Annotated in this window: 24 protein-coding genes and 4 pseudogenes; 25 read left to right on the top strand and 3 right to left on the bottom strand. The window is 39.4% G+C overall.

What is annotated here, in order from left to right; translation table 11 throughout:
• The 3 genes and pseudogenes from HMPREF1548_RS29955 to guaA all read left to right on the top strand — a co-directional run.
• Window positions 1-350: pseudogene (locus HMPREF1548_RS29955) on the top strand (hypothetical protein); the annotation flags it as partial.
• Entirely contained in the window at window positions 347-1,099 is a 753-nt protein-coding gene (locus HMPREF1548_RS12535; protein ID WP_021636538.1) for an ABC transporter permease, read from the top strand. The pseudogene HMPREF1548_RS29955 and the gene HMPREF1548_RS12535, both read left to right, overlap by 4 nt.
• Window positions 1,100-1,468: 369 nt before the next feature.
• Window positions 1,469-2,761, top strand: coding sequence for a glutamine-hydrolyzing GMP synthase (guaA, locus tag HMPREF1548_RS12530; RefSeq protein WP_025490936.1), 1,293 nt, complete (start codon window positions 1,469-1,471; stop codon window positions 2,759-2,761).
• Between the two features lie 104 nt (window positions 2,762-2,865).
• Here the strand turns inward: guaA and HMPREF1548_RS12525 are convergent, their stop codons facing one another.
• Complete coding sequence (locus HMPREF1548_RS12525; RefSeq protein WP_021636535.1) at window positions 2,866-4,539, bottom strand: DUF6119 family protein; 1,674 nt, start codon at window positions 4,537-4,539, stop codon at window positions 2,866-2,868.
• A 21-nt stretch (window positions 4,540-4,560) separates the two neighbouring features.
• Entirely contained in the window at window positions 4,561-5,205 is a 645-nt protein-coding gene (locus tag HMPREF1548_RS12520) for a helix-turn-helix domain-containing protein (protein WP_021636534.1), read from the bottom strand.
• A gap of 161 nt (window positions 5,206-5,366) precedes the next feature.
• Between HMPREF1548_RS12520 and HMPREF1548_RS12515 the strand changes: the two genes are divergently transcribed.
• The 8 genes and pseudogenes from HMPREF1548_RS12515 (at window position 5,367) to HMPREF1548_RS12480 (ending at window position 11,278) form a co-directional block, all read left to right on the top strand.
• Window positions 5,367-5,555, top strand: coding sequence for a hypothetical protein (locus HMPREF1548_RS12515; RefSeq protein ID WP_035321951.1), 189 nt, complete (start codon window positions 5,367-5,369; stop codon window positions 5,553-5,555).
• 12 nt (window positions 5,556-5,567) lie between these two features.
• Window positions 5,568-6,632, top strand: a pseudogene (locus tag HMPREF1548_RS31035) (site-specific integrase).
• Entirely contained in the window at window positions 6,632-6,841 is a 210-nt protein-coding gene (locus HMPREF1548_RS30525; RefSeq protein WP_021636530.1) for a plasmid mobilization protein, read from the top strand. Before HMPREF1548_RS31035 ends, HMPREF1548_RS30525 begins: the two are co-directional and overlap by 1 nt.
• Window positions 6,842-7,187: 346 nt before the next feature.
• Window positions 7,188-8,387, top strand: coding sequence for a plasmid recombination protein (locus HMPREF1548_RS12500; protein WP_083492976.1), 1,200 nt, complete (start codon window positions 7,188-7,190; stop codon window positions 8,385-8,387).
• Between the two features lie 28 nt (window positions 8,388-8,415).
• A complete protein-coding gene (locus HMPREF1548_RS12495; protein WP_035321970.1) occupies window positions 8,416-8,793 on the top strand; it encodes a TnpV protein in 378 nt (125 codons plus the stop codon).
• 150 nt (window positions 8,794-8,943) lie between these two features.
• The gene (locus HMPREF1548_RS12490; protein ID WP_021636525.1) at window positions 8,944-9,162 is read left to right on the top strand and encodes a helix-turn-helix domain-containing protein; all 219 of its coding nucleotides are present in this window, start codon (window positions 8,944-8,946) and stop codon (window positions 9,160-9,162) included.
• A gap of 10 nt (window positions 9,163-9,172) precedes the next feature.
• The gene (locus HMPREF1548_RS12485; protein ID WP_157065674.1) at window positions 9,173-10,249 is read left to right on the top strand and encodes a hypothetical protein; all 1,077 of its coding nucleotides are present in this window, start codon (window positions 9,173-9,175) and stop codon (window positions 10,247-10,249) included.
• A 69-nt stretch (window positions 10,250-10,318) separates the two neighbouring features.
• Window positions 10,319-11,278, top strand: a complete 960-nt coding sequence (locus HMPREF1548_RS12480; protein ID WP_021636523.1) for a HEPN domain-containing protein — start codon at window positions 10,319-10,321, stop codon at window positions 11,276-11,278.
• A 354-nt stretch (window positions 11,279-11,632) separates the two neighbouring features.
• Here HMPREF1548_RS12480 and HMPREF1548_RS12475 read toward each other — a convergent pair whose 3' ends face one another.
• Entirely contained in the window at window positions 11,633-11,818 is a 186-nt protein-coding gene (locus HMPREF1548_RS12475) for a hypothetical protein (protein WP_353612049.1), read from the bottom strand.
• A 101-nt stretch (window positions 11,819-11,919) separates the two neighbouring features.
• Between HMPREF1548_RS12475 and HMPREF1548_RS30865 the strand changes: the two genes are divergently transcribed.
• From HMPREF1548_RS30865 to HMPREF1548_RS12410, 14 genes and pseudogenes are all read left to right on the top strand, one after another.
• Window positions 11,920-12,051: a hypothetical protein gene (locus tag HMPREF1548_RS30865; RefSeq protein WP_021636521.1), complete on the top strand. Its 132-nt coding sequence runs from the start codon at window positions 11,920-11,922 to the stop codon at window positions 12,049-12,051.
• Between the two features lie 84 nt (window positions 12,052-12,135).
• The gene (locus HMPREF1548_RS12470) at window positions 12,136-12,441 is read left to right on the top strand and encodes a hypothetical protein (protein ID WP_021636520.1); all 306 of its coding nucleotides are present in this window, start codon (window positions 12,136-12,138) and stop codon (window positions 12,439-12,441) included.
• Between the two features lie 293 nt (window positions 12,442-12,734).
• Window positions 12,735-12,974, top strand: a complete 240-nt coding sequence (locus HMPREF1548_RS30520; RefSeq protein ID WP_021636518.1) for a hypothetical protein — start codon at window positions 12,735-12,737, stop codon at window positions 12,972-12,974.
• Between the two features lie 50 nt (window positions 12,975-13,024).
• The gene (locus tag HMPREF1548_RS12460; RefSeq protein WP_021636517.1) at window positions 13,025-13,522 is read left to right on the top strand and encodes a kinase; all 498 of its coding nucleotides are present in this window, start codon (window positions 13,025-13,027) and stop codon (window positions 13,520-13,522) included.
• Window positions 13,523-14,106: 584 nt separating this feature from the next.
• Window positions 14,107-14,711 (top strand): annotated as a pseudogene (locus tag HMPREF1548_RS28965) (IS66 family transposase zinc-finger binding domain-containing protein); the annotation flags it as partial.
• A 153-nt stretch (window positions 14,712-14,864) separates the two neighbouring features.
• Window positions 14,865-14,960: pseudogene (locus tag HMPREF1548_RS30515) on the top strand (GNAT family N-acetyltransferase); the annotation flags it as partial.
• Between the two features lie 60 nt (window positions 14,961-15,020).
• Window positions 15,021-15,374, top strand: coding sequence for a hypothetical protein (locus HMPREF1548_RS12445; protein ID WP_051358384.1), 354 nt, complete (start codon window positions 15,021-15,023; stop codon window positions 15,372-15,374).
• Between the two features lie 62 nt (window positions 15,375-15,436).
• Window positions 15,437-16,321 (top strand): hypothetical protein, encoded by an 885-nt coding sequence (locus HMPREF1548_RS12440; protein ID WP_021636512.1) that lies wholly within the window; start codon window positions 15,437-15,439, stop codon window positions 16,319-16,321.
• 244 nt (window positions 16,322-16,565) lie between these two features.
• A complete protein-coding gene (locus HMPREF1548_RS12435; RefSeq protein WP_286137976.1) occupies window positions 16,566-17,192 on the top strand; it encodes a Type 1 glutamine amidotransferase-like domain-containing protein in 627 nt (208 codons plus the stop codon).
• Between the two features lie 551 nt (window positions 17,193-17,743).
• Window positions 17,744-18,487: a class I SAM-dependent methyltransferase gene (locus HMPREF1548_RS12430; RefSeq protein ID WP_021636509.1), complete on the top strand. Its 744-nt coding sequence runs from the start codon at window positions 17,744-17,746 to the stop codon at window positions 18,485-18,487.
• Window positions 18,488-18,873: 386 nt separating this feature from the next.
• Entirely contained in the window at window positions 18,874-19,542 is a 669-nt protein-coding gene (locus HMPREF1548_RS12425) for a DUF3796 domain-containing protein (protein ID WP_021636508.1), read from the top strand.
• 3 nt (window positions 19,543-19,545) lie between these two features.
• On the top strand, window positions 19,546-19,746 hold the full coding sequence (locus tag HMPREF1548_RS12420) for a helix-turn-helix transcriptional regulator (RefSeq protein ID WP_021636507.1): 201 nt from the start codon (window positions 19,546-19,548) through the stop codon (window positions 19,744-19,746).
• Window positions 19,747-19,813: 67 nt separating this feature from the next.
• Window positions 19,814-19,981: a GNAT family N-acetyltransferase gene (locus HMPREF1548_RS30860; RefSeq protein WP_083492974.1), complete on the top strand. Its 168-nt coding sequence runs from the start codon at window positions 19,814-19,816 to the stop codon at window positions 19,979-19,981.
• Window positions 19,982-20,211: 230 nt separating this feature from the next.
• Entirely contained in the window at window positions 20,212-21,198 is a 987-nt protein-coding gene (locus HMPREF1548_RS12410) for an aminoglycoside phosphotransferase family protein (RefSeq protein WP_021636504.1), read from the top strand.
• Window positions 21,199-21,209: the final 11 nt, after the last annotated feature.

Below are 21,209 nucleotides of genomic sequence, written 5' to 3'. Positions count from 1 at the left end.
TGCTCCTTGCCCTGCTGCCCCGTCCGCGTCTGCTGATCCTTGATGAGCTGACCACCGGGCTTGATCCGGAAATCCGCCACGGCCTGTGGGAAAGCCTGCGGCGGATAAAAGAGGCGGGAACCGGCATTTTGCTGGTGTCCCATTATCTGGATGAGGTGGAGGCCCTTGCGGACCGGCTTCTGTATCTGGTGAACGGACAGCAGGAATTCATGGGGACGCAGGAGGAATTCCGGGCGTATGTGAAACGGAAGACACAGGGGGAAGGCTGGAGGGAGGATATGTCTCTGGAAAAGATGTATCTGTTGATTTCGCCCAAAACGAATGTGGTGACCATGGAGGGGATATTATGAAAAAACTGCTGGCTGTTTTCCGTATTGAGGCATTGCTGTTTCTGAGAGATTTTTATGGCTTCTTTTTTACCTTTGTTTTTCCTCTCCTGATGCTGTTGCTTTATGGAAGCATTTATGGAAATGAGCCTTCGGCTTATTTCGGAGGCAGAGGGACGATGGATGTTTCCGTGCCGGCCTATTCGGCCATGATCATCGGCGTTACCGGGCTGATGGCGTTTCCGTTGACGCTGGCCGGCTATAAGGAAAGCCGGATTTACAAACGCTTTGACGCCACTCCGGCGGGGAAGGGCGTGGTCATTGCGGCGCAGGTGCTTGTCAACCTGCTGATGACGCTGGCTGGCTTTGCGCTGCTGTTTGCGGCTGGAAAGCTGGTTTATGATATCAAAACCGAGGGCAGCTTTTGGGCTATTCTGGGTGCGCTGCTTCTGTCCATCGGCGCTGTTTTTTCCCTGGGTTTTTTCTTTACGGCAATTGCGCGGGATATGAAAATCAGCAACCTTCTCTGTTATGTTTCCTATTTTGTCATGATTTTCCTCTCCGGGGCGACGATGCCGAAGGAAATGTTCCCTGAGGCGGTGAAAAAGTTTTCCGCGTGGCTTCCGCTGACCTATGTTGTGGAGCTTCTGCAGGGCGTATTTCTGGGGGCGGCATTTGAGGAATACAGGAAGAGCCTGGTGGTGCTGGGCACAATCCTGATTGTCTGCACGGCGTCGGGGGCGGCGCTTTACCGGAGGAAGAGCTGGGTGTAACGTTGGGAGGAAATAGGGAGAGCTGCAGGCTTTGGGAGGGGAATGGCAGGGAGTTTGTCCGAGCAAGTGCAATGCGGACAGGAAAATTCCGCAGTAATATGGGATAAATGTGAGAAATTGCCGGAAGAAGCGGGGAAGAGAAAAAAATTTTTAGGCGGGTATACAAAAGCGTGGAAAAAGACAATATTTTCTGGAAAAAACAGGAGTATACAGTTATAATGGTTTTGTGTAGAAATTTTGTAGCAGTTCAGCTCGTTGTACTGTTACGAGATTTGAGAACTTTTTTTGGCAGCAGGACGGCAGGGAGAAGATACGGATTTTCCGTTTTTTCTGCTCCGCTGTCACATCAAAGAACAAGGAGACGTGAAGATGAAACAGGACATGATCGTTATACTGGACCTGGGCAGTACGGAAAACACTGTTGTTGCGCGCGCAATCCGTGACATGGGTGTGTACAGTGAAATCCATCCCCATGACATCACGGTGGACGGGCTGAAGGCTCTGGACAATGTAAAGGGTATTATTTTAAACGGCGGAGAAAACCGCGTGGTTGACGGCAAGGCTGTGGATATCGATCCCGCGCTGTATGACTGCGGTTATCCGGTTATGGCAATTAACCATCCCACTGCCAAATGTGAACAGAAATTTGACTCGGTTCCCGCGCAGGAGGTTCTGAAGGATTTTGTTTTGAATCAGTGCAAGGCGGAAACCAACTGGAATATGAAGAATTTCATTGAGGATCAGGTGGAGCTGATTCGCCGTCAGGTGGGAGATAAGAAGGTTCTTCTGGCCCTGTCAGGCGGTGTGGATTCCTCAGTAGTGGCCGCTATGCTGATTAAGGCTATCGGGCAGCAGCTGGTATGTGTGCATGTAAACCACGGCCTGATGCGTAAAAATGAGTCCGAAAGCGTAGTCGAGGTATTCCAGAACCAGCTGCATGCAAACCTGATTTATGTGGATGCCACGGAGCGTTTCCTCGGCAAGCTGGAAGGCGTTGCGGATCCGGAACAGAAGAGAAAGATAATTGGCGGAGAGTTTATCCGTGTATTTGAGGAAGAGGCCAGAAAGCTGGACGGCATTCATTTCCTGGGACAGGGAACCATTTATCCCGACATCATCGAAAGCGGCACCAAGACTGCAAAAATGGTAAAATCCCATCACAATGTGGGCGGCCTGCCTGAGGATCTGCAGTTTGAACTGGTAGAGCCTTTGAAGCAGTTGTTCAAGGATGAGGTTCGTGCCTGCGGTATTGAGCTGGGCCTTCCTGCGAGCATGGTTTACCGTCAGCCCTTCCCCGGCCCCGGACTGGGTGTGCGTTGTCTGGGCGCAATTACCCGCGACAGGCTGGAGGCTGTAAGAGAGTCTGATGCGATTCTGAGAGAGGAATTCGAAAAAGCCGGCTTGGATAAGAAGGTTTGGCAGTATTTTACGGTAGTGCCGGACTTTAAGTCGGTTGGTATGAAAAATCATGCCAGATGCTTTGAGTATATGGTGATTATCAGGGCAATCAATACGATTGATGCCATGACCGCAAGCATTGAGAAGGTGGACTGGGATGTGCTGGAGAAGATTACAAACCGGATTCTGAATGAAGTGGAGAATGTGAACCGGGTTTGCTATGATATGTCGCCTAAGCCGCCGGCTACGATTGAGTTTGAATAAAAAAATGGAGCTCGGAAATCCAGCATTTATGCGGGTTTCCGGGCTCTTGCTATGTCGAATGAGTACAGTTTGAGTACAAAATTTAATATTATTAAAATATTTTTTTAGCTTCGATAGTTGATATAAATAATTGGAGTGTAACCGGATAGACGAACTTCTTTTTTCCATTGATCTATGCGATTTTTTAACATAAGCATATCCAAAGAACACAAATCCACTTCATTGTTTTGGATGATTGGTAGATTTTCTGTACGTTCAAGTATAAACCAAAGTCCAACATGAGAGATTAGGGGCATATCAACTATCTCACCATGTTTGTATTTTTTTAAAGCAGTAAGAGATTGGTCAATTGCATAGCACAAATCGGATGAAGCTTTTCCCTTTTTCACAGCAAACATAGTAGCAGTGGCTTTTTCATATAAATCCATTTTTTCAAATCCATCGGATGTTCCCACTCTATCATGATTAGAAAATGTTCCTTCTTGTTCTCTTAATAAATTAAAACAACGTTCAGCATAATATTTTTGCTTAAGAGATTTTTTAATCTGACATTCTGTTTTTCCATTATATTTTGCGGCATTCTTTTCAAGAACATATTTTTCATCTACAAATTGATTGTGTATTTGATCGTTAAAATCATACTCATTTTTGTAGAGAACTTGGATTTCTTTTATTGACTCGTTTAAATAAGTCAAATAATCATGATTGAATAGATACCATTTACCTCCTGATAAAACACACTTGTTTTCATCATCTGTATATTCAATAATATCTTTTAAATGTAAACTTACAACAGATTCGCCATTTCTGTATCGAACCAATCGAATTTTGGTAATTTTATCTATTGTGTCAATAGAGTTATCCTGACAAAATTGTTTGACAGTTTCAATTGTGAGATGAGTTAGGTTTTCTGTTTCTGATTTTAAATATTTTAATTTGAATTCATCATCCAAATGATTGAATATTTCACTTGTACCTATTATTTCAAGTTCTGGAATTGAAAACAGAGGAGTGTTTTGCTTGCCTAATAATGTTTCCGTTAATATGAATTCCATCTTTTGATTAAGTATGTCTAAAAGAATATCATCTTTTACGAGTTGAAATAACGGAATTTTATATTTAACTTCGTCAGCTGGGATTTCTAATATATCTTTAACATATAGAATTACATCCAAAATACCATCTATGGATTCATTCTCGATATTAAAACGTATAGAATTTCCTATTTCGATAGCTGGTTTAAAAAGAAGAAAGTTTTCATCAAGTTTAACATTTACTTTAAGTTTAGAAAAAGATTCACCACTATTAAAATCTAATTGATTGTAATTGATGTAGGTGTTGATCGTTTTGTTGCGAGTAAGGTTGGGTGAAGTTAAAGTTGTTGTTTTGATATTTGTATATTCCATACGAGAAGCAAAGTTAAAGCCAAAGTCTCTGTCGCAAAATTTATCAATTTTAAAATAAGAACTACCAAAAGTTACGGCATAAGCACTTTCAATATTTTCATCAATTTCTTCAATTAATAAAACAGCTTTAGGTGATTTGAAAGCGTAAAAAGGTTGCTCATCAAATTCATTTAAAAGCCAATTCCATGAAAGGGCTTCGTCACTTTGGTGTGGTTCCTCTAAGTAAAGTGTGGCACCAAATTCATGATTGGTGTTATTGACATTTTTAGTTTTAAAGATTGTTTGTTTTCGCTGCAAACTACTTGAAGATAAATCTTGCAAACATGTTTGAAATTTATTGGGGTCAATTCGATATAAATTTATGTTAGCCATATAGATACCTCCGAGTTTGTATTAGCAGTCAGGATTTATTTTTAATTTGATACCATCAGACGTATCAAGTAACATTTGACTTTTTTGCAATTCCAATTCTACTTTTTCTTTCGTCTCTGCAATTTCATCAATAGCTGCCAGAGTAGCTTCATTTGGATTTTCCCCAGCAGATTTTAAAGCACTCTGGTAGATGAAATTCATCTTTTCCCATTTCATTAAGTCATTGAATACCTTAAAATTTCTAATATTTAACAAAGTGTCCTGCAAGGATAAGGTATGTTCTTTACCTCTGGTGCTATAGCCAAATTCCAAATAAGAGGAAAGGATAGGATTGAACTGTATAGATACTGTTTCATCCTTTAACAGCTTATCTTCTCCACGCTCGCCGGTAATCTGGAGGATACCAGAATTACAAAGCACCATAAGTACACCCATCAGATCGCCGACTGTTTCCAGACGGAGTCCGGCAGTATCGCTACCGTTCAGGGCATTATAACTAACACCAAGAGCAGCTGCAATCTTCTCTAACTGAGGAGGTTGTGGCTGCATTTTATTTGTCTCATATTTTCGGATGGAAACAGGATGTATGCCAGTCAGTTCAGCCAGCCTGTCCTGGGTGATATCGATTTGCTTTCTGTAATATTTAATTTTTTCGCCAATGGTCATTTAAATCACCTTCCATGTATCGAGATAGCTACATTATACCATGTGACAATTTTTTTTGCTACCTGCAATTTAAAATACTTGACAATAGCGAGAACGCTACATGTAATGAGAATATGCAAAGTAGCGAATACGCTATAAAAGCAAAAAAGGGAGGACACCACATGACAGAAGAAAACAAAATTTATATTACTGCAAGCGAACTCGCAGAGATGTTGGGAGTATCCGTAGGACATTCCTACAAGATTATCCGAAGATTGAATCAGGAGCTTTTAAAAGATGGTTATCTGGTAATTGCGGGGAAAGTTCCCAGACGGTATTTTGAAAAACGTTGGTATGGATACAGTGCGTAAGGAGGAATGAGCATGAAAGCAGAAAAAGACCCGAAAACAGGGAAAGGGACGATACAGTACCGATATACAAATTGGCAAGGAGAACGCAAGAAATCAACAAAAAGAGGGGTTGACACTAAACGAGAAGCAGAAGAATGGGTGCGGAATTTCCTTGTTACACAAAAAGCGGACTTTGATATGAAGTTTGAAGATTTTCTGAAATTGTATTATGAAGATATGAATACACGTCTGCGTGAACACACCATGAGAACAAAAAGATATATTATCGACCTGAAAATTCTTCCGTATTTTGGACAGAAACGTGTGAATGACATTACAGCGGCGGATATCCGAAAATGGCAGAATGAGTTGATTAAAAAGAATTATTCTCAGACTTATCTGAAAACCATCAATAATCAGTTGAGTGCATTATTTAACTATGCAGTAAAATTTTATGACCTGAAAAGCAATCCATGCAAAAAAGCTTGAAGTATGGGTAAGAGTAGGGCAGAGGAAATGAGCTTCTGGACAGTAGAAGAATTTAAACAGTTTATTGATTGTGTGATGGATAAGAGGCAGCCCTATATGGCGTTTATGGTGTTGAATTGGACTGGAATACGATTGGGTGAGCTTCTGGCTCTGACTGCGGCAGATGTTGATTTTGAAAAACGAACTATCTCTATCACGAAATCCTATCAGTGTTTAGGAAAGAAAGATGTTATCACACCACCAGAGACATCAAAAACCAAGAGAGTAATTACAATTCCGGAGTTTTTGGCAGCGGATATTAAGGACTATATCGACAATTTGTATGGTGTAGGGGAGAATGACAGAATGTTTCCGATTACGAAATATTTTCTGGAACATGAAATTAAGCGTGGGATTAAGGAAAGCGGTGTGAAAAAAATAAGAATTCACGATTTGAGACACAGCCACGCAAGTATGCTGATAGAGCTTGGATTTTCTCCATTGGAGATAGCTGACAGGCTGGGACATGAAAAAGTTGAGACAACCTTAAATACGTATTCTCATCTTTATCCGAATAAACAGGCAAAACTGGCTGACCGTTTGGATAGTGAAAATAGGGAGGCAATGTAATGAGTGGATTAGATAAGAACAGAAAAAGAAACCAGACAATTTGTTTTCGTATGACTGCGGAAGAACGCCGAGAACTGGAAGCTCGTATTACAGTGAGTGGAATGCCGAAAGGAAAATATTTCATTCAATCGCTTCTTCATCAGGAAGTTAAGATTGCAGTTGGAAAATATCAGAGCGATAGATTGAGTCTTGAAATAAAGAGATTGTAGGAACGTTTGAATGGGCTGGAAACGGAGAATGAAGAGATTTATGAGATGCTGGCTGATTGTCGGGAATTGATGAAGCAAGTAATTATAATTACAGATAAGAGTCAAAGAACCAGATTGATAGCAAGTGATTTTAAGACGGTGGTGCAGGATGATGAAAAATAAAAGCCTTTAAGTGTCGGCAAACACCTAAAGGCGGAGACTTGGTAGAAATCCCAAATCGATCATTAAGGATATTCTACCAAAGTCTTCATCGTCTTTCAACCAGAAATGGAGGATATTTTGGATAACAGAAGAAAAGAAGCAAATTTGAAATTGATTAATATGGAACAGGTAGAAGTAGAGAAAATTGATTGGCTGTTCTATCCGTTTATACTGTCTGGAAAATTATCATAAATTGTTTGATAATGCGGTTGAACGGTACAATGCGAGGCAGAAGCGAAAAGACCGGCGTGTGGATGATTATTATGAAAAAATCAGAATTGGTCGTCAAGAAAAACTGTTTCACGAAGTAGTTATGCAAGTTGGAAATAAGAACGATTGTGGAGCGATGACAGAGAATGGTCTGTTAGCACAGAAGATATTGTACGAGTATATGCAGGAGTTTGAACAAAGAAATCCTACGCTTCGGGTATTTGGTGCATTTCTGCATATGGATGAAGCAACCCCTCATCTGCACATTGATTTTGTACCCTATGTTAAAGGATGGAAGGGAAAAGGAATGGACACGAAGGTGTCAATGAAGCAGGCATTGGCAGAACTTGGTTTTACAGGTGGATCAAAATCGAAGACAGAATATGATCAATGGATAGAGCATGAAAAAGAAGTGTTAGCTGTTGTTATGGAAAAATACGGAATAGAGTGGGAGAAAAAAGACACCCATGAAGAACATCTGTCGGTTCTGGGTTTTAAGAAACAGGAACGTGCAAAAGAAGTTGCTGAACTGGAAGCGAAATGTGTGGATTATCGGGGAGAATTGGGACAAATACAGGAGCAAATAGTCCATGCAAATGCTGAGATGGAGCAGATAGAGTTTGATACACAGGAAGCGAAGGGTAAAGCAAAAAAAGCGGAACAAAAGCTCCAAAATCAACAGAAAAAAATTAAGGAACTGGCTCCCATTGTCGAGGGACTAGAAAGCCTTGCTGCGGAATATTCATCAAGGCCAGAAGAATGGTTGCCGGAGATTGGGAGGTTGGAATCAGCAAAATTCTATCGAGATAAGAAAATTAAACCGCTGTTAAAAGAAATCGTGGATGTGCTACACAGCCTTTATTTGAAATATCGCACGATATCCAATAAATATGACAGACTGGAAACTTTTTATAATCAAGAATTGTCAGCGAAGGAAAGGATTCGTAATCGACTTGATGATGTATTGATGGAAAATGAGCAGCTTCGTAGTATAGAAATGGATTATCGGAGGACGAAAGCGGTGCTTGGTTCAGATGTGGTGGAGTCGGCGGTGAGAACGGTGAGACAATGGGAACAGGCGATTGAAGAACAGAGACGTGTTACAAAAAGAAAACATGATAGAGATACAAGATAAGTGAATATAGGAAAGTGAGGAAATGATTATGCAGGAATTGAAGATATGTATTTATGAAAATGGATTGCAGTATGAGCTTGTTGGGGATTTTTATATTCCGGTGTTGAAACTGCCGGAGGAAAGCAGACCGATTGGGCATTATGGACAATTACTCAGGGAATATTTGAGAGAAACTTCTCCGGTCAGATTTAATAATCTGGTGCTCTCTGGTGAATTGTGGACATATTTGGCTGATGTAAATGAACATGCAGAGGAAAGAGTGGATGTGATTATCAGACAAATGAAAGTAGCAGAGGGGGTGACAGAGGATTTGAAGGTAGAAAACCAAATGGAGTGGGTCGGAAGGATGAATAATATCAAGAATCGAGCGGAGGGAATTGTATTGGCTGAGCTTGTGTATATTTAATGAAAAGAAGATTAATCTTATGATAACGGAGGGCGAATTATGTCCTCTCTATAATTGAAAAACTCAATATATTATTGAAAAAGGAAGAGAGTGGTAATATACTATTTTTAAAACGTAAAATAGTTTTGGAAATGTACAGGAGACGTATAAATGGGAATCTGTTATAACAAATTATGGAAAATATTGATTGATAAAAATATGAGTAAAACGGAATTAGTCAAGGCGACAAAAATTAGTACAAACGCAATGGCAAAGCTTGGAAAAAATGAGGATGTCAGGGTTGAAGTGTTGGTAAAAATTTGTAGTTATCTTGGTTGCACGATGAATGACATTTTGGAGATTATTCCAGAGAAAAAGATTGAAAGATGAGGTGTGGATTATGAATGAACAGTTAACTATGATGGATGAGAAGTCTTTGCAGATGATGGAATCAAACGGTGGATTTGAGATTGCTCCATGTGAAGGTTTGTTTGATTTTGAAGATAAGAGTCGTTTTACAAAATTAGAGTTGGGATCCGCACAAAAAATGCATATTAGTGCATTGGTTCAGCAAGTGCCTGCAGCGATGTCTGCTGGCGCAATGGCACAAGCATATACAGTTAAATTTCCACAAGGGTTACCGCATACACTTACAGCATTGAATCAGGGTGGAGTAGGTTCCATGATTCGAGAGAATGGGAAATTTGTTGGTTCAGCTTCTTTTTATGCAATGTCTACACAAGCTGCCATTATGGGAGCTTTTACAGCTATGTCAGTTGCTTCAGGACAATATTTTCTTGCTCAGATTAACAGTGAGATGAAGATGATGAATCTGAAACTTGATGAAATTCTTGAATTTCTATATGGGGATAAAAAGGCTGAACTAATGGCAGAAATGAGTTTTATCAGATACGCATATGAAAATTATGCTTCGATTATGTCTCATGAACAGCAGAGAATGGCAACAATTATAAGTCTTCAAGAGGCAAGGAAAGTTGCTATGAAGGATATCGAATTTTACATATATGATCTTGAAACAACGGTTTCTCGTAAAACGAAGGATTATGCAGAGTTGGATTCAAGAGTGGGTAAATCATTCCAGATAAAAGAAAGTTTGGAACTTTCTCAACAACTCTATGTTATGAGCAGTATGATGGAAGTATATTTTGCCCAGAATCAAGATCCAGAATATCTGAATGCTATTGAAAGAGATATGCTTGCTTATATTGATAAGTGTGATAAACGAATGTTAGGCAGTTTCAGTACCTTAAAAGGACACATAGGTGCTTATAAAGCAAAACCGATGGAAAGAATTGATAAATCTGTACACGAAAAGAGTGTGGGTGCATTGATTGATTCTTTGAATAATGGGGAAGAGTCAGCTATGCGTGCTGCTGTTAGATCTGCATTGCATGTCTCTACAAAGAAAGCTGAATATTACCTTAGTGATGATGGAAATGTTTATGTTAAAGCATAATAAGTAAAAATGAGCGGATTATATGCTAAGAAACTGCATTAGAGATTAGAGAAAAGGAGACAAAATTTTATGGGATATGATGCATTTGTTCATATTGATAGAAAAAAGTATACGGAAAAAACTATCGAAGATCTAATTTTAATGCTGGGATATGAAAAAAGAAAGGGTTGGTTTTATTGCGGAAATGATGAGGAATATAAATATGAAGCAGGGGTTCAAGTCTGGAAATATGGAGAAGATGAAAATAAGCAAGAAATTACTTACAGAATAAGAGTGCAGGCTTTTGGTAGTGGTTACGATTTGAAAAAGGCAAATGAGACTATTTCTGCTTTGAAAAAATACTGCTCTGCGTGGTTTGAAAGTGATGTAGGTAAGAATAGATATTTTGAAACGGGAGAACTAATTAAGGGAGCCGAAAACGGATGTTATATAGCAATAAGCCATTTGGACAATAACTTTTCGTTGTTGGCACATTCTTTAACGAAATATCCGGAAGATTTAGAGGCTGAGGAAATGATGTATGAATATGGGATACCAACACCAAGTTCTTTTAATGCAAATGTTTATTTAGCATATTTATGTGCGCTTATAGAAGAATATTTTCGTTCGACGTATATTGCACTATTAAAATATTCTGATAAAAAAGATAAAATATTGAATTGTAAATTTTCGGCATATGATTTGATTGAGATTAGCGAAGGGAAAAAAACTATTGAAGAGGCATATGCCAGAATGTTGTCATTTCAAAATATTCAAAAGATTGTAATGAATTTTAAAAATTTAGATAATAGACTTGATATTGGTTCGCCACTAAAAAAACCTTATCATGGCAGAAAGAAAAGTTTATATGATCAAATAGATGAAATATTTGAAAGAAGACATAAGATGGTTCATCGGGTGGATGTAGATTGTAATTATACTTCAGAGCTATTATCGAAAGATATAGATGATATAAAAGTAGCATTAACAAGAATTTATCAGTATGTATGTAAGCAGTACGGTTGGGAGGAACAGGTAGTTAGTTTATAAGAATAGTATTTGATGTTTTGAATAGGTTTGAAAAATAATGTATTCGTTTTCTGAGTATATTTTGAGTACAATTTTTATGACAAACAAAAACACATATGATAATATGGCGAATATTGTGAAGAAAAGTAGCTAATGAGCTATAAAAACAACACAATTAAATTTCCATGAGACGAGTTTGAGTGATGAAATGGGATTTTAAAACCTAGTGATTATAAGGGTTTCAAATAAATTTGTTTAAGCATTGGTAACGATTTGGCAACAATTATAACATCACGCATTAAATAATTACATCAATGGAATAAGAAAAACCTTGCTGATTTTCAGATATGGAAACTGAATATCGGCAAGGTCTTTTTATGCTTTCTTCTTTTTCTGTTTAGATGTTTTCTTTTCTTCTTTTTCTATCTTTGCTAATTCTTCCATGAGCATATTACTGACCGCCTGTGAGGGAACTTTCGCCCAATGCCCTGATGTGTCCAGTTCCGGGTACTTGTACCGCCACTGGTCGTATTCCTCTTTGGTAATCTCGCCCTGTTCCAACTTGGCGGCTTGTTCCTGCCATGCGTGGAACATATCAAACATGGACGTATAAGTGGAATAGTCTGACTTGTCAAGGCGCAGGCAGGAAGCAGATTAGCCGCTTGACAGACAAGGTTATGGAGCAGAACGACACCATAGACAGATTGCAGAAAAAAGTGTCTGATTTGGGGCGTTTGGAGCGTCATTTAGGCAGGGAGCAGGTACAGTCGATAGTGGACGATCAAAGGCATTAGAACAGGCAGAAAGGGCAAGTAAACGCCCAAAACGTTCCTTTGAAATGAATCGATAGGAAAGGGGATTGATAGAAGAGGACGGATATGGAGAAGAAAGTCATAGTGCGGCTGTGTACTAAAATTGTGGCAGAAACAGACATTTACGAAACGGATACGGAAGTGCAAAATCTGATAGACTGGGTATGTTTGTCGGAACAGATAAAGGAAAACAATAATACAATCCGCAATCTGACCGGGGAATATAAGAAGATAGAGCCGGATTACCGGGAGGGAGTGCGGACGCAGTTGGAGCGCATGAAAGAACTCTGTAAGGAACGAAATAATCTGTATGAAATGCAGAATGATTTAAAAGGACAGAAGTGGAAGATTGGGAAATCATTGGAACGGTAAGAAATGTGAGGCGTGGCGATTGCTATGTCCTATATTTTATGGTGGAAAACAAAGGATATGCGTGGTACAATCAAAACGTGAAAAATGTGGACAAATCGGAATTTGTGGAGAAGAATAATAGAACTAAAGAAGGCAGAAGAAGAGATCTTAAAGGTTTTTATAAATACCATTAAAGACTATACAGCGAGTATTTCGTACATTGAAAGTGTTATCATTGTAAGTTCATATGCAAGAGGAACAAACAAAAAGGGTCAGATTTAGATATTGTTATTATCACATCGAATAAATCAGAAATGATTATAAATCAAGAGTTTGTTCAATATTTTGGGGAAGTTCATAGAAAGCAGACAGAATATTATGGTGCATGTACTTTTATCCGTGTGTGGTACAAAAGTGGACAAGAAGTTGAATTTGGAATCGTTGAACCGTCTTGGATAGCAAAACCTTTAGATGTTGGAACTAATAGAGTTCTGAGTGACGGCTATAAAGTGATTTTTGATAAAAGACATTACTTTGATAATTTGGCTCTTTAACAAATTCCAATTTATTGGAGCAACGAACAAGGATTTGGTGAAGTAATAGAATGCAAAAACTGATTATACTCAGAGGAAACTCAGGTAGTGGAAAAACTACCATTGCCAAAGAATTGCAAAAGAAGTTTGGCAGAAATACAATGCTTATCTCACAAGATATGATTAGAAGAGATATGTTAAAAGTTAAAGATGGAAAAAATACATTAGCAGTACCACTTATGAAAGAACTTCTAATATATGGCAATAAGCATAGTGAGATAGTTATTTTGGAAGGAATTATGTATGCAGATTGGTATAAATCATTATTTGAGTTAGCTGTTCTATTATATGATACAAGAGTATATGCTTACTATTTTGATTTGCCATTTGAGGAAACTTTGAAACGCCATCAAACAAAGCCTAACTGTAATGATTTTGGTGAGGAAGAAATGCGTAGATGGTGGCGAGAAAAGGACTTTTCTGCTATATTAAATGAAGTTAGCATTACGTCTGATAAGGATAAGGAAATCATTGTGAGTGAAATTTATGATTTTGTTATCAACGCATAAATTTTCCATTTAGAGTAGCGGCAAATGGAAAAATGATATATTCCTTGTTAAAGTTCTTTATACATGGTGCTAGCACCATGTGATTGAGAGTAATTAAGGAGAAAATCTGTGTTTGGTTTATGGTTTGTTACGCTTTAACCCTTTTGAAACCCTTATTTTGCAAGGAATTTTAGATGTAAAAATGACAAAGACGATATTATATACCTTTATCCCCTGAAATAGGCTTTTATTGCGTAACATTTAAAAAATGGGTTGCCAAATTGCCGGGATTTGTTATAATAAATGCGCGGCAACGATTTGCCTTAGCTGTGGATATACCGATATGAGGAAATACATAGATGGCCTTGCCGCCATCGTCCAGCAGAACTTCCAATGGCTAGGAACCCCGGCAGATGTACGCCGGATATCCGTTCAAAAGTTACACTGGCTGCTGGAAGGACTGTCCATTGGCCAGCCAGAGATGGTGAAGAAACTGCATTCAAAATCTGTCCTTTAAAGTGGCTGAAAAGTTTGTAAATACTGGCTTTTCAGCCACTTTTATGCTATGCTAAATACAGTTAGAATACGAAAAGGAACAGGTTTCCATGGTCGAAGGAACACAGATCTCAGCATTAGAAAATCGCAGTACAGAACTGGAAAAAGAAAATCTTCTCCTGCAGGAAAAGGCGGCTTTCCTGACCTGTAAATTTTATGGCAGGTTTACAGAGCAGACATCCTCCCTTGAAATCGAGGGACAGATGTCTTTTTTGATGAAGCGGAAACGGAGGCCGATCCCAAAGCTGCTGAACCGGATATGAAGGATGCCGCTTCCTATCGGCGCAGAAGGTTCCCGGGTCAGAAAGAGGAACTGTTGCAAGACATCCCTCATGAAAAGAAACTCTGCACGCTTGCGGAAGAAGGCCGTTTCTGCCAGACCTGCGGTTCCCCGCTTGTTTCTGTGGGAGAGGAATTCGTCCGGACGGAAATCGAAATCATCCCTGCAAAGGTATGTGTCTTTGACGATTACCATGAAACATTCGAATGCAGGGACTGTCGTAAGAACGGGAGGGCATATAAGGAGAAGTCACCCATGCCCTGTCTGGTCATCCGGCACTCTTATGCGTCTCCTTCCGCTGTTGTCTGGGTCATCCATCAGAAGTGTGAGCTGGCCGTACCGCTGTACCGTCAGGAAAACAAATCCAGGAGACTATATACCATTGAATCCTGTCATACAGAAAATATGTAGATAACCACTAACTTAGAGAATATCAGAAGGCTGGCGGTTTTTCTATACACTCTGTTATTTGACGGTTACGTTTTAAAAAGAGAAAAACTGACAAATCGGAATTTAATGGAGAGAAAAATGGACTATATACAAGGGACAAAGGACAATATTGAAAAGGAACATATTTGTTGCGCGATTTCTAACAACAAAGATATTCAAGTATCTTCAAAAAAGACGATATAGAGTAGTAAAGGTTAGTTGATAACCAGCACAAAATTTAAGGCGGATACAATTTTGAACGCATATTTAGAATGTCCAACAATAAAGACAAAAAGTTTCTCCATTTGGCTTATCAGAAAAGCAGTCAATGCAACAAATAAGGCAGTGGGGACAATTGAGGGATTTGTTGGAGAAACAGGAGTACTTCGCGTAGATATATCCAGTGATTTTGAAAAGGAATCCTGTCTGTCTGAAATATTTGAGTTTGCAAAGGACAACTTTTATGAGTTTTTTGGCAATGAGGTTATTGTGACGAAGGCTATTCCTGGTGCAACGGAACGCCGAAAGGCGTTGAATAGTAGTGGATGGGAGTTTATTGATAAATACAGAGAGCATCATGACTATTATAAAATCACATGTAAACAATAAACCACAATTTGCAAGGAAATTGTAACGGAGATTATTTATATAGTATACAGGGAGGACATTATATGTCAAAAATCATTAGGAATGATGTACTCAATTGGCTTCTTGAAGACGAAAACCCAGAAGTGAAATACCGCACAATGATCGAACTTTTGGATATGCCAAAAGATAAATCGGAAGTTAAAAAGGCTTATAACAGTTTATTAAACTCAGGTACAGTCAGTTTAGTTATGGATAAGTTCAAACTCAATAAAAAGTGGGAGGATGTCACCGCTTTAATTGCACTTGCTGAATTTGGCCTGACCCGCAGTGATATTTCAACGGATGACTATATTGAACGTATTATCAAGAGCATGGATCTTAAATATATGAAGTGTTCTAAAATACTTCTGCTGAGAAATTTAGTATCACTTGGTTATTATGAACATGAATGGGTAAAAAAACAAATATTTTTGTCTTTTTCGGGCATAAGGGAAGATGGTACATTTCGATGTCTGGACAAAGGCAAGAAAACGAATGACTCAAAGTTGCCAGATATGGGTTGTTACAGACAAACAACTACATATCTTTTACTTGCAGCAGAGCTTATAAAAATAGGTGTTGTTTTACCGCAGTTCGAGCAGCTGACAAACTTTTACATAAACAACTGTGTAATATTTCACCCTAATAATCCTGAAAAGTTAATTATTGAAGAAATGGCAGGTACATACTATCCGTTTGACCATGTGAAGCTGGGACTGCAAATGATAATGTACGGACTTTCGGTTCTTGGTGTGGCAAATCATCCAAATTGCGACAAGGCATGGGCATTGTTAGACAGCAAAAAAAACAGCTACGGTAAATATGTTCTTGATAAGTCTCATCCATATTTTGATGTGGGAAAGGTTGGTGAACCCAATAAATGGATAACACTTTATGTGCTCTTGGCGGAAAAGTATCGTACGTTATAAGCATTATGCGAAGTGACCAATTCAAATTTACAGAGCGCTAGAATAGTAGTTTTTCTGGAGAGTGTCCAGTATAGGTAAAGTAGGAATTAGAGTGGAAAACTGCTCCAATTTTGTATGGAAGCATAAAATTGGCAGGGAAATTGTATATAGCATGATATAATTAGTGTGTTCAATAAGAGCGGGTTTTGAGCTATTTTTTAATGATGAGGGATAAATGGAGGTGTGGCATATGCGGAGGCTATTTTTGGCATCTTTATTTAAGGAAGTGTCTCATATATTTGAAAATTTTGCTAATGAAAATCTTACAGGTAAGACAGTAACGTTTATTCCAACAGCTGCGCTGCCAGATAAACTGGATTTTCACATAAAATATAGCAAAGAATTATTAGTTAGAATGGGACTCATTGTTGATGAGTTGGAAATTTCCACTGCAACTAATCTTGAGATAGTAAACAAATTAGAGAACAATGATTACATTTATGTTGCTGGCGGAAATACTTTCTTTTTGCTTCAAGAAATGAATAGCTCAGGTGCAGGGGACTTGATAAAAAAACAAATTAATGCAGGAAAACTATTTATAGGCGAATCTGCTGGTGCAATTTTAACAGCCCCCAATATTGAATATGCAAGAGATACGGATAATCCCCTTGCAGCGCCGCATTTGAAAACATATGATGCGTTGAATGTTATAGACTTTTATCCGGTACCTCATTATAAGGATGAATCATTAATGGAAGCTGTGGAAAAAGTAATTGCAAAGTACAATACAAAATTGCAACTTGTTCCGTTCAGCAATTCACAAGCCATTCTTGTTATGGGTAAAGAAAAGCAAATTGTTTCAAATACAGATGACAGCGAGGTTGCAAGATGAAAAAAGTAGCAAAGGCATTAGCCAGGAGCTGTCACCAGAGCATGCACCATGCAGCAATACTGCCTTAAATATGCTTGGCCTGTCTACACAGGTAACAGCAGTTTGTTCCTATATCAGTGACAGCCCTTATAAAACTTATGAAGTAAACGTTGTCAGACAATGACCGCTTGGAGTTGTTCCGAAAAACAGCAGATAAAATGGGCTTGCATGATCAGATTGTGGAAAAGGATTTTGGGGTATGCGCCTATAACGGGAACCTTGAAGCTGATTCTTCCCTATTATCGCCTTTCTGCTTTACAGACGGATTAGGATTATGACGCCATGAAGGATATGCTTTACGGAGATATTCCAGACTTTGAAAGGGTAATGTCCGCAGTCAAAGAGTTAGAAAAAGAAAATTAACACATTTTAATTTCAAACATAAAAGTGCCCCGACTATTCGATTTTGAGTAGTCAGTTTTTTCTATGTTCAAGAGAAAGTCGTTGTACTTCATGAGTAGTAAGAACTATAATGAATAGGAGTAAAAAACCTAGGAAAATGGAGGAAGGAAATGAAAGGGGATAGTTCAACTGATTGCTGGAGCAATGTGGGAAATGAATGGATAGAGAAGGCGCAGACCAATGATTTTCGGATGCACTATATCATGCCATATACAATGCAGAAGTTGGGGAATGTAGAAGGACTTGATATTTTGGATCTGGGCTGTGGAGAAGGCGGATACTCCAGGGAATTAGCCGGCAGAGGGGCAAAAGTTACGGCGGCCGACTGCTCTGAAATGTCAATTGGTTACGCTGCTTTCGCGGCAAAGGAAAAGAATTTGGACATATCATGCCTTGTCAGAAACAGCAATGATTTATATGGAATACAAAATGATTCCTTCGATATTGTACTGTGCGCAATGATGCTGATGGATGTGGAAGATTTTGACGGGACAATGAAGGAAATATACCGGGTTCTCAGACCGGACGGGAAAGTTTTTATTTCGATTTTGCATCCCTGTTTTAAGCCGCCTGTGGAACATAAGTGGTTTAAGGAAAATGACACGATTCAGGTAATTGTAAAAAACTATTTTGAACCTGAAGAATGGGTGGGGGAAATTGCAGGGATTGACCAGAGGGTAATTTATCGCCATAGGACAATGTCTGATTATGTTAAAGTGTTTGTAAGGAATAAATTTAAGATCATTGATTTGAATGAACCGAGACCGACGGAGGAGCAGAGAAAGATGTCTCCCAGGATAGAGTGGCTGACAAAAATTCCGATGTATATGTTCATTGAGTTGGCGAAAGATTAAGGTGGCCGAAGAATTGAGATGTGAGTTGCTTGCTGAATGAGAAGTATATTGCGAATCGTATAGAAGGAATTGTGTGGGAAAAGGCATATGTCCAGATATGATTTGGCCCGGGAAGCGGGGGACGGTGAATCCTCCATTTCGAATATTATGAACAGAGGCAGTTACAATTTATGTGAAGGGTATTAAATTAGAATGAGAGCGGCTCAGTGAGGTCTGCTTTTATTTTTTTTGTTAAGCTATTTCATTCCTTAATGCATCTATGTACTTGTAAGACCGTCCTAATAAAACATGTGATATATTTATCACTTTCCTCGTTGACAGCAAGATGATTAAGTGATATATTTATCACATGGAGAGATAAATATATCTCATAGGAGGAAGCGGATATGAAGAAAAATAATATTAAATGGATGGTAGGGATTGGCGTTGCCAGTATTTTAGCGTTAGTGATTTCATGCTGGTATTCTGTCACATACAATAATTCCCGGTTGGTGGTCCCAACGGATTTTGCCAGCTATACTTTTCAGATAAAGGATTTGCCAATGATTATTTCTGTTTCCTTTTTCTGTTTGTATGTACTTGGAATGGTAATTGCGCTTTTTCTGGCAGGCAGAAGGCAGGCTCAGCAGGCAAAGGAAACGAACAGAACCCGCAGGCTGAATCCGAAGCTTGGATACTTAGGATACTTAGGATTTTTGGGCTTTGCCGGTTTTTGGACTTATCAGGTTGATGAAAGCGTTTATCCTTTTGTTTTTTTCCTTTTCTTTGGTTTTTTCGGATTTTATTATGAAGGGAAAATGTCCGGCACCTTTATGGATGAACGGTTCAGGGAGAATGCGAACCGCGCTCAGCTGACGGCTCTGAAGATTTCATATGCCATTATTTTCATAGCTTTAATAGCACTTTGCCAGAAAAATTTTTGGGGGAATCTTGATTTTACCCTGATTGCTGTCATTATTATTATATCATTTGCATTGGGGCTGGAAATTTTCCTGAGCGAATATTTGCTGTATCGTTATGATCATGATGACCAGTATGACGAGGGAGCGGAATAAGGTATGGCGGAATTTGAATGCAGATTAAAGAAATATCGGCTTATGAAGGATTTGACGCAGGAACAGCTGGCCGAAATGGTGGGGGTGCGCAGGGAAACGATAATGCGTCTGGAGAAAGCGCAGTATAATCCATCGTTGAAGCTGGCGATTGATATATCCAGGGCAGTAGGAGCGTCAATTGAAGAGATATTTATCTTTGATTAGACATATGTAATTGCGACAATGGTAAAAATGAGTACAATAAAAGTATAATTGTTTTCAGGCAGTTTTTCTGGGTATTGGAATTCGTCCGGATCTGTGTTCGAAGGGATATGGAAGCCGGGTTATCAGGCCGGCAGTTCAGGAGAGCCGGCATTTGTATGGGGCAAAGGCTGTTTATCTGGATGTGCGGGAATGGAATCATCGGGCGGTAAAATGTTATGCTTCGGCAGGATTCTGAATCCGGGAAAAGCTGGAGCAGGAAACGTATGCCGGAAGCGGCGTTTTTTTAGGATGAGCTATGATTTTAATGAATAAAACTGTAAAAAAGGGGGCTGTGAAAAAACAGCCCCTGCGCAAGGGACTGTTTTCAAGGTCCCTTTTTGTATGGATAAAAGTACTGTTTTGGTTTACAGGAAGTAAAAGTAAAGTTATGATATAAGAAATATATTTCGGAAAGGCGGGAACCGGATGCCTGACAGGATATTTGAAAATATATGTTCACAACTGGATTTGGGAAGGCTCCTGCTGCCACCTGTCCGGTTAAGCGGCGGGCTTATGCACAAAATGTTTTCACTGGAAACAACAAGGGGCAGATATGCGGTTAAGCTGTTGAATCCCCATGTTATGCTGCGGCCGGAGGCTAAGGCTAATTTTGATACGGCCGAGCGGCTGGAGGAGATTCTGGAAAAGAACGGGATTCCCATTCTGCCGGCGATAACCTATGAGCATAAAAAGATGCAGGAGATTAGTGGACAGTATTTTTACCTTTTCCCCTGGTATGATGGAAGGGCGCTAAAGAGTGGTGGGATTAAAGAATTTCATTGTGCCGAGGTTGGCAGAATATTGGCGCTCATCCACAATATCGATAAAAGAGAGGCGCCTTTTGTTCGCAATGAAATCCGTATTGACTGGGATTTTTATATCAGGGGGCTGGAGGCTGAAAACAGCAGGCTTTGCCAGCTTTTAAAGGATAATCGTTCTCTGCTCTGTGACTGTCAGGAGCGGGGAAATGCGGCGGTAAAGAGGCTTCCGCAGGTGGCAGCCATCTGCCATAATGACATGGACTGTAAAAATATTTTATGGAACGGCAGGGATTACCGTATTATTGATTTGGAGTGCCTTTCATATTCCAATCCTTTTTTGGAGCTTATGGAGCTGGCTTTGTGCTGGTCGGGGTATGAAGAGCGGGCGGTTGATTTTGAGCTGCTCCGGGTGTTTGTGAGGTCTTATCTTGCGGCGGGAGGAAGTGCGCCGGAGGATTGGGAGGCTGTTTATGACAGTAACTGCGGCAGGTTGGAGTGGCTGGAATATAATATCAAACGTGTTTTGGGCATAGACTGCGGTGCGGATGAAAAGGAACCGGGAATTTCGGAGGTCCGCAAAACGGTGGAGCAAATTGTTTATTATGCGGATAGGAAGGCAGCAGTTTTGGACAGCCTGAGCCAGTCGGACTAATGGTAAAAAGG

Origin of the sequence: Clostridium sp. KLE 1755 (genome assembly GCF_000466465.2) — a bacterium.
Lineage (GTDB): Bacteria > Bacillota > Clostridia > Lachnospirales > Lachnospiraceae > Eisenbergiella > Eisenbergiella porci.
Note: the sequence above shows the minus strand (reverse complement) of the source record. Positions and strands in the feature narration are given on the sequence as shown.